We start from the raw sequence: 15,031 nt of genomic DNA, 5'->3' as shown, positions 1-15,031 counted from the left end.
GCGGCAACGCCGGAGCGCCCCACGGGTGATCAAGATGACAGCGGGTCACATGGGTGGCCAGGGCATCGCCGGCCAGTCCTCCGGAGGCTGCGGGAAGCAGCCGGTCTCGCGCAACCGGTCGACCCGGGCGGCCACCTCGGTCACCTCGCTGATCGTCAGATGGTCGGCCAACTCCGCCCCGAGCGCGCCGGCGACCTGATCGGCCAGCGCGTCGAGCATCTCCACGGCGTCCGTGGGCAGCCGCTTACCGGCCCAACCCCAGAGCACCGTGCGCAGCTTGTCCTCCACGTGGAAGCTCACCCCGTGGTCCACGCCGTAGATCCGGTCGTCGGCCCCGACGAGCACGTGACCGCCCTTACGGTCGGCGTTGTTGAGCACCGCGTCGAGCACCGCGAGCCGGGCCAGCCGTGGGTCGTCAGCGTGGGCGAGGGCGTACGCGGCGCCGTCGTCGTCCCGGGCCGCGGCGATCGGGATCCAGTGTGGCGGCAGTTCCCCGGCGGGCAGGAAACCGACAAGTGGTTCGGCGTCCTCCGGCTCGTCGATCCACAGCTGGCAGGAGCCGGGGCCGAACGGGCCGTCCCGCAACACCGTGGGGGGCACCAGATCCCATCCGGTGGCTCGGGAGACCAGGTACGCCGAGACCTCCCGGCCGGCCAGGGTGCCGTCGGGGAAGTCCCAGAGGGGGCGCTCGCCACGGACCGGCTTGTAGACGCAGCGGGCGGTCAACCCGTCCAGGGTCAGGATGCCTCGCAGCGTCGTGTTCGACGCGTCGACCAGCCGACCTTCCAGGTCGAGGACGCCGTCACGCAGCAGCCGCAGCGCGGCGTCGCCGTCCTGGCGAGGCTGGAGGCCGGACGAGGTCACCGGTGATAGCCGTTGTGCCGCGGGCAGAGGTGCCCGGCGGGGTCCAACGGTTGGCCGCAGAGCGGGCACGGTGGCCGGCCCGCGTTGACCACTCGCCGGGCCCGCTCGATGAACTGGCGGGTCGCCTGGGGAGTGAGCCGGACCCGGAGCCGATCCAGGTCCTCGTCCGGCTCGTCGTCGTCCTCTTCGTCGTCGTCGTCCTCGTCCTCGTCGCCGAGCTCGACCTCGGGCTCCACCTCGCCCGCCGCGATCGCCTCGATCACCACGGTCGCGGTGTCCACGTCGAAGGCCAGCCCGAGCGTCCCGACCCGGAACTCCTCGTCGACCGGAGTGTCCAGTGGCTCGTTGTCGCCGATCACCGGCGCCAGCTCGGGCAGGTCCACCCCGAAGCGACGCTGCGCCTCGGTGAGCAACTCCTCGAGCTTCTCGGCGAGCAGGGACACCTGGACCTTCTCCAGCGCGACGCTGACCAGCCTGCCGCCGCCGCGGGCCTGCAGGAAGAACGTGCGCTCCCCCGGCGGTCCGACAGTCCCGGCGACGAACCGCTCCGGCGGTTCGAAGGCGTGCACCTGGTGGGTCATACCCACGACCCTATCCGGCCCGCCCTGGCGTCGCGCACCCCACCGACGCGAATCGCCGCGTCGGCGGCGCGCCCGGTGTACCAGGGGTTACACCCGGGCGTGGCGGGCCTTGTGGCCTGCGTCGACGCCCGGGCCGGGGACGCTGTCGTGACGGGCCTCACCGCGACGCACCCGCTCCGCCGCCGACGGCCGCGTCCGAGTCGGCCACACGGCTCGCGCGCCGACGCCGTTTGGCCGGCGGCGGCACCAGCGCCGCCAGGTCGCCACCGGTGTCGTTGAGCCGCACCAGAAACGGACGCAGCGGCGTGAACCGGATCGCCGTCACCGACGCCGGGTCGGCCACGATCCGCTGAAAGGCATCCAGGTGTACGCCGAGCGCGTCCGCCACGATGGCCTTGATCACATCGCCGTGGCTGCAGGCCAACCAGACCGCCTCGGGCCCGTGCTCGGCGTTCACCCGGGCGTCCCAGGAACGCACCGCCGCCACGGCACGGGCCGCCATCGCCGCCATAGCCTCGCCACCCGGAAAGACCGCCGCGCTGGGGTGCTGCTGGACCACCGGCCAGAGCGGCTCCTTGGCGAGTTTCTTCAGCGGCTGCCCCTCCCAACTGCCGTAGTCGCACTCGATCAGCCCGTCCTCGACGATCGGGGCGGCCTGCGGAAGCGCCAACTCCAGGGTCTGCCGGCAGCGGATGAGCGGACTGGTCACCACGGCGGCCAGCGGCACCGCCCGCAGGCGCTCGCCGACCGCGGTGGCCTGCGCGCGCCCGGTGTCGTCCAGCTCGACCGGTTGCCGACCGGCCAGGCCGCCATCGGCGTTCGCCGTGGTACGGCCGTGTCGCAGAAGCAGAAGGGTCGCCACGGTGACCACCCTATGACCTGGGCCCGACGGCGGGCCGTCGCGGGCTAGGCGTACGCCGTGATCAACTCGAGTTCCCGGAAGTCGGGGTGTCGGGCCGCTGCGGATGCCGCGACTTCCGGAAACCCGAGCGGGTCATGCCGGGCCGGCAGGCGAGCGGCCAGCAGGCTGCGGGCCAGCCAGCGCTGCGGGCAGCAGACGGCCCCCGGTTCCGCTCGCGGGCGGGGCCGGGGGCCGTCGGCAGGGCCGGTCAGGTGGCGTCGATCGTGCCGGTCATTAGCAGGGCCAGGACCAGGGTGCCCAGCGCGACCCGGTACAGCACGAAGACGTACAGGGTGTGGTGGGCGACGTAGCGCAGCAGCCAGGCGATGGCCGCGTAGCCGACGCCGAACGCGATCAGGGTGGCCACGATCGTCTGGGCCACGGTCGGCACGGACGTGCCCGGGGCGGACGGTTCGAAGACGTCCCCGAGGCTGAACACCCCGGACATCACCACCGCCGGGATGGCCAGCAGGAACGAGTACCGGGCCGCCGCCTCCCGGGTCAGGTTGAGCAGGAGGCCGGCGGTGAGCGTGCCGCCGGAGCGGGACACACCGGGGACCAGCGCCATCGCCTGGGCGAAGCCCATCACGATGCCGTCCTTCATCCGGAAGTTCTCCAGGGTGCGGGTCTGCCGCCCCCAGTACTCGGCGAACGCCAGCACGAACGCGAACACGATCAGCGTGGTCGCCACCACCCACAGGTTGCGCCCGGCGGTCTTGATCTGGTCCTTGAACACGAAACCGAACAGCCCGATCGGGATCGAGCCGACGATGACGTACCAGCCCATCCGGTAGTCGAGGCTGGAGCGGACCGACTTGTCCCGGATGCCCACCAACCAGGTCCGGGTGATCCGCCAGATGTCCTTGGCGAAGTAGATCAGCACTGCCGCTTCGGTGCCGAGCTGGGTGACCGCGGTGAACGACGCGCCGGCGTCACGGTCGAAGAAAATCGCCGAGGTGATCCGCAGATGCCCCGACGAGCTGACCGGAAGGAACTCGGTCAGTCCCTGGACGATGCCCAGGACGATGGCCTCGACCCAGGTCACTCGCCGACTCCCGAAAGGTCGAGAGCCTCGGCGACGGTACGCAGGGTCTGCACACCGCTGTCCCGGTCGGCCACGAAGAGGGTCACCGACAGCGTGGTCACCCCGGCCGCCGCGTACTCCCGCATCCGTTCGGCGATGCGCTCCTTCGGGCCGAGCAGCGAGGTGCGGTCGATGAACTCCATGGGCACGGCCGCGGCGGCGTCACGCTGCCGCTTGGCCAGGTACAGGTCCTGCACCTCGCGGGCGGCGTCGCCGTAGCCCATCCGGGTGGCGAGCTGGTTGTAGAAGTTCTGCTGCCGGCTGCCCATGCCGCCCACGTAGAGCGCGGCGTACCAGCGGACGAGTTCGGCGCAGGAGGCCACGTCGTCGCCGATCACCACGGGCACCGACGGCACCACGTCGAACCCGGCCAGCTCCTTGCCGACCTTGGCCCGCCCGGCGCGCACCGAGGCGAGCTGCTCCTCGGCGAACTCCGGAGCGTAGAACACCGCCAGCCAGCCGTCGGCGATCTCGCCGGCCAGCTCCAGGTTCTTCGGGCCGACCGCGGCCAGGTAGATCGGTATGTGCTCGCGCGGTGGGTGGAAGCCCAGTCGCAGGGCCTTGCCCGGGCCGTCCGGCAGCGGCAGCGTGTAGTGCTCGCCGTCGTACGCCACCTCCTTGCGGGCGATGGCCAGCTTGACGATGTCGACGAACTCGCGGGTCCGGGCCAGCGGCTTGGCGAAGCGCACACCGTGCCAGCCCTCGGAGACCTGCGGGCCGGAGACACCCAGGCCGAGGCGGAACCGGCCGCCGGAGAGCGCGTCGATGGTGGCGGCGGTCATGGCGGTGGCCGCCGGCGTACGGGCGGGGATCTGCATCACCGCCGCGCCGACGTCGATCCGTTCGGTCTGGCCGGCCATCCAGGCGAGCATGCTGGGCGAGTCGGAGCCGTACGCCTCCGCCGCCCACACCACCGAGTAGCCCAGCCGGTCCGCCTCCTGGGCCAGCGCCAGGTGGTCGGCCGGTGTGCTCCACGCCGTCTGGTATCCGAGACTGAGCCCGAGTCGCACTGGTCCTCCCCCATCCGTGGCACAGGTCGCCCCAGGTTACGCAATGCCGATAACGGACTCGATCACCGGCTCGACACCTTTGATCCCCCCTCCATCGGGGCAGCTCGGGGCGGCGGAACCGGCAGAACCGGCAGAGATACGGGAGCGAGGATATCGGTGGCGGCAGGTTCGAAATAAGGTTCACCCATGCAACAGCGACCGCTCGGCCGAAGCGGGCTGGCGGTTTCGCGGCTCGCGCTCGGCACCATGACCTGGGGCCGGGACACCGACGCCGACGATGCGGCCGCTCAGCTCAAGAGTTACCTCGACGCGGGTGGCAACCTGATCGACACCGCCGACGTGTACGGCGACGGCGATGCCGAGTCGGTGATCGGCTCGCTGCTGGGCTCCCTCGTCCCCCGCGAGGAGCTGCTGATCGCCACCAAGGCGGGATTGCGCCCCGGCAGCGGGCGACGCCGGGACGGTTCCCGTGGGCACCTGCTGCGTACGTTGGACGCGTCGCTGCGCCGGCTCGGCACCGACCACGTCGACCTGTTCCAGGTGCACGGGTACGACCCGGACACCCCCCTCGAGGAGACCCTGGCCGCCCTGGACCACGCGGTGGCCAGCGGCAAGGTTCGCTACGTCGGGGTGTCGAACTTCTCCGGCTGGCAGACCGCACGGGCCGCCGCCTGGCAGACCGCCTGGCCGGGGCGGGCGCCGGTGGTCGCGTCCCAGGTGGAATATTCGCTGCTGGAGCGCGGCGTGGAGCGGGAGGTACTGCCCGCGTGCGACGCGCTCGGCCTCGGCGTGCTGCCCTGGTCGCCGCTGGGGCGGGGCGTACTCACCGGCAAGTACCGGCACGGCCGTCCGGCCGACTCCCGGGCCGCGTCGCCGCACTTCGAGCGGTTCGTCTCGACCTACCTGGAGCCGCGCTGCTCCAGCATCGTGGAGGCGGTGGCGACCGCGGCCGGTGGGCTGGGGGTGTCTCCGCTGGAGGTGGCGTTGGCCTGGATCCGGGACCGGCCGGGCGTGACCGCGCCGATCCTCGGCGCGCGCACGGTCGGGCAGTTGCTCGGTGCGCTCGCAGTAGAGCGGATCACCCTGCCCGAGGAGATCACCACCGCGCTGGACGACGTCTCCGCGGTGCCGGTCGGCTACCCCGAACGCGACGGCTGACCGTCCGGCCGGGTCAGGGTGGCCCCGCGCGCCAGGTCAGGGCCGGGCACGCGCGCCGGACCAGGGCTGGACTGCTGAGTCGGCGGCCTGGCTGGTTCCGCCTGGCCGGCTCAGGGTTGAGGGCGCCGCCCGGGGAGGTCGTGGATCGCGGTCAGAAAGCGCGACTGGTCGTCGCGGAGCGCCGGCTGGGTGAGCCGGATCCACGAGCCGTCGTCGAAGACGATCGTGGACGTCAGCTGCACGAGCCCGGTCGCGCCGCGCTCCGAGTCGACCCGGGCCACCCGCTCGCGTCGCACACTCCACAGCACCCGAGGTTGCCGTCGGTCGGGCCGGTCGGCGTCCGGACGGGGCCCCATCCGCAGCAGGTGCAGGTGGGTGTCGGTCACCGCCAGCGGGGTGCCGCTGTAGCGCTCCAGGAAGAGCAACAGGCTGCCGGCGAGGGTGGCGAGGTCGCCGCTGAACACGAACCGGCGACGGTAGGCGATCTCGGCGAGCTGCTCGGCCAGCGGGCGGTACAGGCTGAGACGGAACAGGGCGCGGAACGCCTCCTGCTCCTCGGTCAGCGGAACCGGATCCCGCTGCGCCCGCTGGTGTGGTGCGGCCGGCTCAGGCCCGGCCGGCTCGGGCACACCGGCGGCGACGGCACCGGCCTTGCCGGGCAGCAGCAGCACGCCCGCGGCCAGCCGGACCGGCGTCAGCACCGCATCCACCCAGACCACCGGGTTGACGATGTTGAGCAACCCGAACAGCACCTTCGGATCGAGCGAGTCGACGAACTCGTCGGCCATCACATCGGCGAGCTGCCGACCGGCCTTGTGGGTCTGCGGGGCGCGGACCGGGCCGAGCCCCACATAGCGCAGCTCCTGCCCCGGTAGCAGGGGCGCGACGAAAGCACGTTCGGGTTCGTCGCTGGTGCGGAACTCGTCGCGCAGTTCACGGGCCTTGTCCCGGGCTGCCCGCGCGCCGCCGAGCACTGCGTCGGTGAACCGACCGAGCCGGCCACGCTCCCCTGGCATCACGCCTACCTCCCTAGCGGACCGCCGGCTGACCCGCCGGCGGCGCCCCGGAGACATTCTGCTCGATCCAGTCCGCCCCGCCCCGCCCACACCGTCTGGTCGACCTGTCCGCTACCGGGAACAGAAAGCCGGCCGGTCAACGCGACCGTCCGCCACCCGACACCCTGGACCACGGAGTCCGGCACAGTCCACGGCACGCGGGTCGCCCAGTCCCATCCACCCGCGAAGCCCCCGGCCCCGACTCTCTGCCCGTGCCCCACCAGCGCGCCGTCGATCATGGAGTTGTGGTGCCCGATCGAGCCAGATAACAGGCCTTTTGTCACCCACCACAACTCCATGATCGACGGGGGTCGGCGGGAGACGTGCGCGGCGGGGTGGGGTTCGGGGGCGTCCGCGTCGATCTTGCAGTTTCTGTTGCCGTTTCAGTGTGGCATGACCGTTTTGTCGCAACAGGAAGTGCAAGATCGGCGCGGCTGGCGGCTGGGGGCTGGGGCGGGGCGCGGGGCGGCGCGGAACCGAGCAGCGCGGCGAGGGGGTGGGCAAGGCGCGGGTGGCTCGGAGGTGGGCAGGGCGTCGGAGGGTGGGCAGGGTGCCGGGGGCGGCGCGCGACCGAGCAGCGCGGCTAGGGGGGTGGGCGCGGGGCGCGGGGCGGGGCCGCGCGGGGTGGCGTTGTTGGTCACCCTGCAGGGGGTGGCAAACGGTCGCTGGGCTGGGCAGCATGGAGGGCATGGACTACGAGTACGCGCCACTGCGGCTGCCGCCGAACGTCGACCGGTTGACCGCAGCGGCGCAGTTGGCGATCCAGGCGGAGTTCTCCGGATGGGAGTTGGCCCGGGTGCGGCTGTACCGGGACGGCACACGGCAGGTGGTGCTGCGTCGTCGGCGGGTCAACCAGCCGCAGCCAGGTCTGTCGTACTGACGGCCGGGTGGTGCCGCCCGAGGCCGGAGTCGGCCCCGGGCGGCACCCGGCCTAGTGCTGGTGCCCGGCGTGGTCGTGGTCGTCGTCGAGCTCCAGGAACGGGTGCTCGTCGAGTCGACCGACCAGCCGGTCGTCGGCAGCCGGCTGGAACGGGCCGACCGCGTCGTCGTCGTCGAACGACTCCAGGTCGACCGGGGTGCCCACCTCGCTGACCATGACCACCCCGTCGAGCGGCTCCAACTCGGGGACGTCCAACGCGCCGAGCGAGCCGTCACCACTTTGCAGCAGCTCCAGCACCGCCTCGCCGACGCCCTCCACCGGCGCCGGCTCGTCGTCCTCCGGGGTGCCCTCGCGGCGGGCCGCCTCGGCCACCCGCAGCAGCGCGGCGACGCTCGGCACCCGGTAGTCGCGACGCTGACGCACCGAGATCACCCGGGGGTGCGGGTCGCTGGCCTCGGCACCCTCGCCGCCGCCGAACCGCTCGTCGGCCTCGTCCGGGTCGATCGAGTCGACATCCCACGGCGTCACCTCGCCGAAGGCGTCGAGCAGCCGCTCGTCGTACGCGAAGGAGGCGTTGTTCAACGCCACGTACGCCTGCCAGACGTCGTCGTCGTCGACGCGGCCCTGCGCGGCGCGTACGGCGGCCAGGTGGTGGCGGGCCGCTTCGATCACCCGCTCGAGAGCGGCGTCCAGCTCACCATGCTGGTCGGTCATGTGGGGCAGTCCCTTCACGATGGGGAGGTTGCGCGCCGGCGGCGACCGCCGGACGCGACTAGCAGGTGCGGAGGAACCGGTCGAGAACCCGCACGCCGAACTGTAGTCCGTCGACCGGAACGCGCTCGTCGATGCCGTGGAACAACGCGGAGAAGTTCAGGTCGGCGGGCAGTTGGAGCGGGGCGAACCCGAAGCAGCGGATGCCGAGCTGCGAGAACGCCTTGGCGTCGGTGCCTCCGGAGAGCATGTACGGGACGGGCCGCGCCCCCGGGTCCTCCGCGCGCAGGGCCGCCGACATGGCCTCGACCAGGTCACCGTCGAAGGTGGTCTCCAGGGCCGGCTGCCGCTGGATGTACTCGATCGCGATGTCCGGGCCGACCAGCTCGCGCAGTTGCTGCTCCAGCAGCTCGGACTGGCCGGGGAGGCTGCGGCAGTCGATGGTGGCGGTGGCCCGGCCGGGAATGACGTTGTCCTTGTAGCCGGCGCTCAACCGGGTCGGGTTGGCGGTGTTGCGGATGGTCGCGCCGATGATGTTGGCGATGGGGCCGAGCTTGGCGATCGCCGCCTCCGGGTCGTCCGGGTCCAGCTCGATGCCGAGCAGGTCGGAGACCTCGGTGAGGAAGGCCCGCACGGTGTCGGTGACCACCACCGGGAAGCGGTGCCGGCCGATCCGGGCGACCGCCTCGGCGAGCGCGGTGACGGCGTTGTCGTCGTGCATCATCGAGCCGTGCCCGGGGCGGCCCTTGGCGTGCAGCCGCAGCCAGTCGATGCCCTTCTCGGCGGTCTCGATGAGGTAGAGCCGCTGGCTGTCGTTGACCGAGTAGGAGAAGCCGCCGACCTCGCCGATCGCCTCGGTGCAGCCGTCGAAGAGGTCCCGGTGGTTGTCGACCAGAAAGTGCGCGCCGTACTCGCCGCCGGCCTCCTCGTCGGCGGTGTAGGCCAGCACGATGTCGCGCGGCGGGCGTACGCCGGTGCGCTGCCAGTGCCGCACCACGGCGAGCACCATCGCGTCGAAGTCCTTCATGTCGATGGCGCCCCGGCCCCAGAGGTAGCCGTCGCGCAGCTCGCCGGAGAACGGGCCCACCGACCACTCGTCGGCGTCGGCGGGCACCACGTCCAGGTGGCCGTGCACCAGCAGCGCGCCCCGGCTCGGGTCGGCGCCCGGAATGCGGGCCATCACGTTCGCCCGGCCCGGCGCGGACTCGTGCAGGACGGACTCGACCCCCACCTCGGCGAGCTTCTCCGCCACGTACTCGGCCGCGCGGCGCTCGCCGGCGCTGGTGTCGTTGTCACCGGTGTTCGTGGTGTCGATGCGCAGCAGGTCGCGGCAGAGGTCCACGACCTCTGCGGTGGGGTCGGGCAGGGCGGAGGCGGCATCGCTCGTCATCGCCTCTTCATACCAGCCCAGGCCGCTCGACCGGCCGGCGCGGGTGGCCGCATCGACGGGCCGGTTTCGCGTCGGCCGCGTTCGGGTACCGCCGCCCACGACCGAACGTCCCTGCCGGGGCTTCCGCCCGCCAGTCGAGGAGGGCACCATGTCCGCCGTTCCCCTGCCGCCGCTGCCGCCCGCGCCCGCACCCGAGGAGGGTTACCGACCCGCCGGTCGTAGCATCGCCGACATCGTCGACCGGGAGCACCGGCAACTGCTGGCGCTGCTGGATCAGCTCTCCGGCCCGGACACCACGCCGCAGGAGGGGTTGGCGGTGCTCACCGCCGCGCTGTCGCGACACCTGTCCGCCGAGGAGCAGTACCTGCTGCCGGCGGTCCGCGCGGCGCTGCCGGCGGCCACCGAGCGGGTCGATGCGGAGATCAGCGCCGACGCGGCTCTGCTGAGCGCCCTCAAGGGGCTGACGGACGAGGCGCTGACCGAGGTCGCCGAGCGGGTCCGCCGGCATGTCGAGGGGGTTGGCGCGCTGGTCACCGAGCTGCGGGCGGTCGCGACCGAGGAGGAGCTGATCCGGCTGGGCAACCGGTTGGAGATCGCCGAGGAGGCCGCGCCGACCCGACCGCACCCGGGCACGCCGGCCACCCCTCCGTGGAACCGGATCGTGGAGCCGGCGGTCGGGGTCGTGGACAAGGTCCTCGACGCGGTGACCCGGCGGCCGACGTACCTGGCGGACCTGCCGGAGCCGCCGCGCGAGCGGTGACCCGGCGACCGCCGGCACTGCATTCATTATCACCGATCCGCTCGGGCTATTCCGCCAGCAGACGCGTAGTCCTACCGTCACCCTATGAACCTGGAGCTGCGTCACCTGCGGGTGGTCTGCGCGATCGCGGAGACGGGAAGTGTGACGAAGGCGGCCTCGGCGCTCGGCCTGGCCCAGCCGGCGCTCACCGCCCAGCTCCAACGCATCGAACGGACGCTGGGCGGCCCGCTGTTCGACCGGGACCGGCGCGGGGCTCGACCCACCGCGCTCGGTGAGCTGGTGCTGGCCCGCGCCCGGGTGCTGCTGCCGGCGATGAAGGGGCTGCAGGACGAGGCCGCCCGGCTGGCCGGGGCGGGCGACGCGCCGCCGTGCTACCGGTTCGGCGGGGTGAACAGCCCGATCCTGGGTCGGCTGGTGCACCGTTTGGCGGCCGAGCAGCCGCCCGCCCAGATCACCACGTACGCGTCGTGGTCGGTGGACGAGTTGGCGCAGTTGGTGGCCGGCGGTCGGCTGGACTTCGCGCTGGCCGGGGTGTGCGGGGACGCCAGTCCGTCGGCCGGGTTCGGGTTGAGCTGGCAGGAGGTGGCCGTCGACCCGGTGCTGGTGCTGCTGCCGGAGACCCATCCTCTCGCGGGGCAGGATGAGGTCCGACTGGCCGACCTGCGTCATGAGCAGTGGGTCGCCGCGCCGGGTGACGGCTGCTTCGCCGACTGCTTCGCCGCCGCCTGCGCCCGCGCCGGCTTCACCCCCCGCAAGGTGTACGAGACCGACATCCGCGGCTGCGTCGACCTGGTGGAGGCCGGCGTGGCGGTGGCCCTGTGCCAGGCGACGTTCCGTCCGGTCAGTGGTCTGGTCACCCGTCAACTCGCCGGGACGCCGCTGCGCTGGCGGCTGCTGCTCGGCTGGCATCCGGACTCCCCCGCCGCCCAGGGCGCGCAGCTCGTGCTGGAGAGCGCCAAGGCGGCGTACGTCGACTCGTTGGCGCCGCACCCGGCGTACCTGGCCTGGCTGCCCCGCAACCCGGGGTTCGGCGTCCGGCACCCCACCGGGGTACGGCCGGGCTGAGCTGCCGCTATTCCGGGCCGCGGGCGGTGCGAACCGGCGTGGGCCGGGTATCTGGCGAACATGACCGACCTCTACCCGCCCGCCGACGACCGCGAACTGCTGCGCGAGGCGGCTGCCGCGCACACCGCCGCCACCCGTGCGGTGGAGGCGTTCCTGCGCCGCCTGCCGACGGTGCCCGACCCGGCCGACGTGACCGAGTACGCGAATCTGCTCACCCGGGAGGACCAGACCCGGGGTGACCGGGACGCCGCCGCCGACGCGGCGGGTCTGACCATCGCGAGCCTGGAGCCCGACCAGGGCCAGTAGCGCGCCACGGCGGTGCCGCCCCGGGTTCGGGACGGCACCGCCGTGGGTGCACCTCGCTCAGCGTTCGATGAGCGGGTCGTGACCCAGGTCCAGCAGGGAGTGCCGCCAGCTGTCGTCGGCGTTGCCGCGCGACGGTTTGGCGTCCATCAGCTCGCGGATCCGCTCGACCGCCTCCCGCATCACCTCGATGTCCTCCGGGGTGAGGTCCACCTTGCGCTTGTTGAGCACCTTGAGGATCTCCCGGCCGGGCTGGGGCAGGTCGAGGTTCGGGTTCGGGCTGAACGACTCCTCCCCCGAGCCCCGGGTCAACAGCCAGGTCCGCAACTGCTCCGACGGGACGTTGACCTCGGCGTGGAAGTCCTCCCAGAGCACTTCCACCTCGGGGTCGAGCCGCGCTTCGCGTACCATCAGGTCTCCTCTCGCAGCGGCGGCCCGGACGTCTCCGGGTCGTCCTGGTCGGTCTTCGGATGCAGGCCCTCCGCGGGCACCCGTGTCCGGCGGGGGTTGGCGGTGGGCGACGCCAGGATCGGGTCGGGATGCTCGTCGTCCTCGTCCCGGGGTTTCGCGGCCTCCGCGCGCTGGTGCGGGTCCTCGCGCTCGTCGCTTCGCGCCGGCCCGCTCATCGCGGGTGCGTGGTCGTGGCGGCGGTGTACCCCCGCTCGCCCGCTGTTACGTCGAAGGTGAGCGCCCCGTCGCGGACGTCCACCGTGACCTTCTGCCCCGGCGAGATCGCCGACTCCAGCAGCATCCGGGACAGGTGGTTGTCCACCTCCCGCTGGATCACCCGGCGCAGCGGGCGGGCACCGAACTCCGGCTGGTAGCCGTGCTCGGCGAGCCAGTCGATGCCGGCGGTGGTGAACTCCACCTGGAGGTCCTGGGCGTGCATCCGGCGGCGGGTCTCCTCCAGCAGCAGCGCGGTGATGTCGCGCAGCTGCTCGGCCTCCAGCCGGCGGAAGATGATGACCTCGTCGATGCGGTTGAGGAACTCCGGGCGGAAGTTCTCCTGCAGGCGGCGCATGAGGCGCTCGCGCAGCTCGTTGCTCTCCTGCTCGCTGCCCACGTCCCCGGTGCCGAAGCCGACCGAGCGCTGGGCGCCGGTGATCAGCTCGGAGCCGAGGTTGCTCGTCATGATCAGGACGGTGTTCTTGAAGTTCACCGTGCGACCCTGACTGTCCGTGAGCCGCCCGTCGTCGAGCACCTGGAGCAGGATGTTGAAGACGTCCGGGTGGGCCTTCTCGATCTCGTCGAGTAGCACCACCGCGTACGGGCGGCGACGCACCGCCTCGGTGAGCTGACCGGCCTCCTCGTAGCCGACGTATCCGGGCGGCGCGCCGACCAGTCGACTGACCGTGTGCCGCTCCTGGAACTCGCTCATGTCCACCCGGACCATCCGGTCCGCCTCGCCGAACAACGCCTCGGCCAGGGCCCGCGCCAACTCGGTCTTGCCGACACCGGTCGGGCCGAGGAACAGAAAGCTGCCCATCGGTCGCTCCGGGTCGGCCAGCCCGGCCCGGGAGCGGCGCACCGCCTCGGCGACCGCGGTGACCGCGTCGTCCTGACCGACCACCTTCTGGTGCAGGTGCCCCTCCAGGCGCAGCAGCCGGTCGCGTTCCTCCTCGGTGAGCTGGCTGACCGGGATACCGGTGGCCCGGGAGACCACCTCGGCGATCTCCTTGGGCCCCACCTCGGGCACCTGTGATCCGGACGAGCCGTCCTCGCCGTTGGCGCGCCGGATGTCCTCCTCCAGCTCGGAGATCCGGTCACGCAGCGCGGAGGCCCGCTCGTACTGCTCGTCGGTGACGGCCTGTTCCTTGTCCCGGCGTACCTCGTCGAGTTCCTGCTCCAGCTCGCGCACGTCGGACGCGGGGGTGCGGGTCCGCAGCCGCACCCGGGCGCCGGCCTGGTCGATGAGGTCGATCGCCTTGTCCGGCAGGAACCGGTCGGTGACGTACCGGTCGGACAGCTCGGCGGCCGAGACCAGCGCCTCGTCGGTGAAGCGCACCTGGTGGTGGGCCTCGTAGCGGTCGCGCAGCCCGCGCAGGATGGCGATGGTGTCGTCGACGCTGGGCTCGGGCACCAGCACCGGTTGGAAGCGCCGGGCCAGGGCGGCGTCCTTCTCGATGCTCTTGCGGTACTCGTCCAGCGTCGTCGCGCCGATCACCCGCAGCTCACCGCGGGCGAGGGCGGGTTTGAGCATGTTCGACGCGTCCATCCCGCCCTCGCTGCCGGCGCCACCGGCTCCGACCAGGGTGTGGATCTCGTCCATGAAGATGATCAGCTCGTCCCGGTGCGCCCGGATCTCGTCGATCACCTTCTTCAGCCGTTCCTCGAAGTCACCCCGGTACCGGGTGCCGGCGACCAGACCGGCCAGGTCGAGCTGGACGACCCGCTTGCCGAGCAGGGTCTGCGGTACGTCGCCGTCGCAGATCCGTTCGGCCAGCCCTTCGACGATGGCGGTCTTGCCGACGCCGGCCTCGCCGATCAGCACCGGGTTGTTCTTGGTCCGCCGGGACAGGATCTCCACGGCCTGCTCGATCTCGTCGGCCCGCCCGATCACCGGGTCGATCTGGTCGTTGCGGGCCAGGTCCGTGAGGTCCTGCCCGTACTGGTCCAGGGTGGGGGTGCCGCGGTCCGGCTTCGGCCCGGTCATCGGCCCGCGCTCGGCGTTGGCGGCCTGCAGCGACTCGGGTTGGATCCGGCCGGCGGCCAGCATGCGCCCGGCCGGCGACTCCGGGTTGAGCGGGAGCGCCATCAGGATGTGCTCGGGGCCGATGTAGTTGGCGCCCATCGCGCGGGACAGCTGGTGGGCGTCGAGCAGCGCCCGCTTGGCGGCGGGGGTCAACGACAGGTTGGGCGGCACCTCTCCGCGGGGCGCGCCGTCGCCCTTTCCGCCGAGGGCGTTGAGCAGGGTGTCCGGGTCGGCCCCGGCCCGACTCACCAGGTCACGCAGCGGTTCGCGTTGCAGCGCCGCCCAGAGCAGGTGGTCGGTGTCCAGGTCGCTGCTCTGCCGTTGCGCGGCCCGGCGGGCCGCGTCGGCCAGCATCTCGCGGGCGTCGGCCGTCATCAGTCGGGTGATGTCGACCCGGTGCGGCGGTCGGCGCCCTCCCTCGCCCCGGCCGAAGTACCTGGCCAGGAATTCGTCCCACGGGTCGGAGCCGATGTCACCGGGTCCCATCATGTCTGTCCTCCGCAGTAGGGCTCGGCACGGTCGGCAGGGGCTACCCGGCGCGCGCCCCGACAAACGCCGCAGGTGGCGGAGGACCGGC

General features: G+C 72.4%; 16 protein-coding genes. 5 read left to right on the top strand and 11 right to left on the bottom strand.

Features of this window, described 5'->3' with window-relative positions; translation table 11 throughout:
- Positions 1 to 45: 45 nt before the first annotated feature.
- The 5 genes from AB0877_RS22620 to AB0877_RS22600 form a co-directional block, all read right to left on the bottom strand.
- Positions 46 to 864: an SCO1664 family protein gene (locus AB0877_RS22620; RefSeq protein WP_366611227.1), complete on the bottom strand. Its 819-nt coding sequence runs from the start codon at positions 862 to 864 to the stop codon at positions 46 to 48.
- Entirely contained in the window at positions 861 to 1,445 is a 585-nt protein-coding gene (locus tag AB0877_RS22615; RefSeq protein ID WP_366611225.1) for a DUF3090 domain-containing protein, read from the bottom strand. The genes AB0877_RS22620 and AB0877_RS22615 overlap by 4 nt, the downstream gene beginning before the upstream one ends.
- Before the next feature lie 157 nt (positions 1,446 to 1,602).
- On the bottom strand, positions 1,603 to 2,316 hold the full coding sequence (locus AB0877_RS22610) for an MSMEG_4193 family putative phosphomutase (protein WP_366611223.1): 714 nt from the start codon (positions 2,314 to 2,316) through the stop codon (positions 1,603 to 1,605).
- A 238-nt stretch (positions 2,317 to 2,554) separates the two neighbouring features.
- Positions 2,555 to 3,391, bottom strand: a complete 837-nt coding sequence (locus tag AB0877_RS22605; RefSeq protein ID WP_366611222.1) for an undecaprenyl-diphosphate phosphatase — start codon at positions 3,389 to 3,391, stop codon at positions 2,555 to 2,557.
- Positions 3,388 to 4,440: an LLM class F420-dependent oxidoreductase gene (locus tag AB0877_RS22600; RefSeq protein WP_030332780.1), complete on the bottom strand. Its 1,053-nt coding sequence runs from the start codon at positions 4,438 to 4,440 to the stop codon at positions 3,388 to 3,390. The genes AB0877_RS22605 and AB0877_RS22600 overlap by 4 nt, the downstream gene beginning before the upstream one ends.
- Before the next feature lie 186 nt (positions 4,441 to 4,626).
- Here AB0877_RS22600 and AB0877_RS22595 point away from each other — a divergent pair, with 186 nt between their 5' ends.
- The gene (locus AB0877_RS22595) at positions 4,627 to 5,598 is read left to right on the top strand and encodes an aldo/keto reductase (protein WP_112587412.1); all 972 of its coding nucleotides are present in this window, start codon (positions 4,627 to 4,629) and stop codon (positions 5,596 to 5,598) included.
- Between the two features lie 110 nt (positions 5,599 to 5,708).
- Here the strand turns inward: AB0877_RS22595 and AB0877_RS22590 are convergent, their stop codons facing one another.
- Positions 5,709 to 6,614 carry a hypothetical protein gene (locus tag AB0877_RS22590; RefSeq protein ID WP_366611221.1) on the bottom strand — a complete coding sequence of 302 codons (906 nt, stop codon included), beginning with the start codon at positions 6,612 to 6,614 and terminating at the stop codon, positions 5,709 to 5,711.
- 727 nt (positions 6,615 to 7,341) lie between these two features.
- Here AB0877_RS22590 and AB0877_RS22585 point away from each other — a divergent pair.
- On the top strand, positions 7,342 to 7,533 hold the full coding sequence (locus tag AB0877_RS22585; protein WP_013734349.1) for a DUF5703 family protein: 192 nt from the start codon (positions 7,342 to 7,344) through the stop codon (positions 7,531 to 7,533).
- Positions 7,534 to 7,584: 51 nt separating this feature from the next.
- On the opposite strand, the gene AB0877_RS22580 is transcribed toward AB0877_RS22585, so the two are convergent.
- Together AB0877_RS22580 and AB0877_RS22575 are read right to left on the bottom strand one after the other, a co-directional pair.
- Positions 7,585 to 8,247 (bottom strand): hypothetical protein, encoded by a 663-nt coding sequence (locus tag AB0877_RS22580; protein ID WP_091408864.1) that lies wholly within the window; start codon positions 8,245 to 8,247, stop codon positions 7,585 to 7,587.
- A 58-nt stretch (positions 8,248 to 8,305) separates the two neighbouring features.
- Positions 8,306 to 9,634, bottom strand: a complete 1,329-nt coding sequence (locus AB0877_RS22575; protein ID WP_366611219.1) for a M20/M25/M40 family metallo-hydrolase — start codon at positions 9,632 to 9,634, stop codon at positions 8,306 to 8,308.
- A gap of 148 nt (positions 9,635 to 9,782) precedes the next feature.
- On the opposite strand from AB0877_RS22575, the gene AB0877_RS22570 reads away from it, so the two are divergent.
- The 3 genes from AB0877_RS22570 to AB0877_RS22560 all read left to right on the top strand — a co-directional run bounded on the left by AB0877_RS22570 (position 9,783) and on the right by AB0877_RS22560 (position 11,765).
- On the top strand, positions 9,783 to 10,394 hold the full coding sequence (locus AB0877_RS22570; RefSeq protein ID WP_366611217.1) for a hemerythrin domain-containing protein: 612 nt from the start codon (positions 9,783 to 9,785) through the stop codon (positions 10,392 to 10,394).
- An 84-nt stretch (positions 10,395 to 10,478) separates the two neighbouring features.
- Positions 10,479 to 11,459, top strand: coding sequence for a LysR family transcriptional regulator (locus AB0877_RS22565; protein WP_366611215.1), 981 nt, complete (start codon positions 10,479 to 10,481; stop codon positions 11,457 to 11,459).
- A gap of 60 nt (positions 11,460 to 11,519) precedes the next feature.
- Positions 11,520 to 11,765: a hypothetical protein gene (locus AB0877_RS22560; protein WP_366611213.1), complete on the top strand. Its 246-nt coding sequence runs from the start codon at positions 11,520 to 11,522 to the stop codon at positions 11,763 to 11,765.
- A 57-nt stretch (positions 11,766 to 11,822) separates the two neighbouring features.
- On the opposite strand, the gene AB0877_RS22555 is transcribed toward AB0877_RS22560, so the two are convergent.
- The 3 genes from AB0877_RS22555 to AB0877_RS22545 are packed head-to-tail and all read right to left on the bottom strand — an operon-like array spanning position 11,823 to position 14,943.
- Positions 11,823 to 12,173 carry a DUF3140 domain-containing protein gene (locus AB0877_RS22555; protein ID WP_088948043.1) on the bottom strand — a complete coding sequence of 117 codons (351 nt, stop codon included), beginning with the start codon at positions 12,171 to 12,173 and terminating at the stop codon, positions 11,823 to 11,825.
- Complete coding sequence (locus AB0877_RS22550; RefSeq protein WP_366611211.1) at positions 12,173 to 12,388, bottom strand: hypothetical protein; 216 nt, start codon at positions 12,386 to 12,388, stop codon at positions 12,173 to 12,175. The genes AB0877_RS22555 and AB0877_RS22550 overlap by 1 nt, the downstream gene beginning before the upstream one ends.
- Positions 12,385 to 14,943, bottom strand: a complete 2,559-nt coding sequence (locus AB0877_RS22545; protein ID WP_366611209.1) for an ATP-dependent Clp protease ATP-binding subunit — start codon at positions 14,941 to 14,943, stop codon at positions 12,385 to 12,387. The genes AB0877_RS22550 and AB0877_RS22545 overlap by 4 nt, the downstream gene beginning before the upstream one ends.
- Between the last annotated feature and the right edge of the window lie 88 nt (positions 14,944 to 15,031).

The sequence above is a fragment of the Micromonospora sp. NPDC047644 genome (assembly GCF_040704315.1).
Classification (GTDB): domain Bacteria; phylum Actinomycetota; class Actinomycetes; order Mycobacteriales; family Micromonosporaceae; genus Micromonospora.
This window is presented reverse-complemented; position numbering and strand designations above follow the sequence as displayed.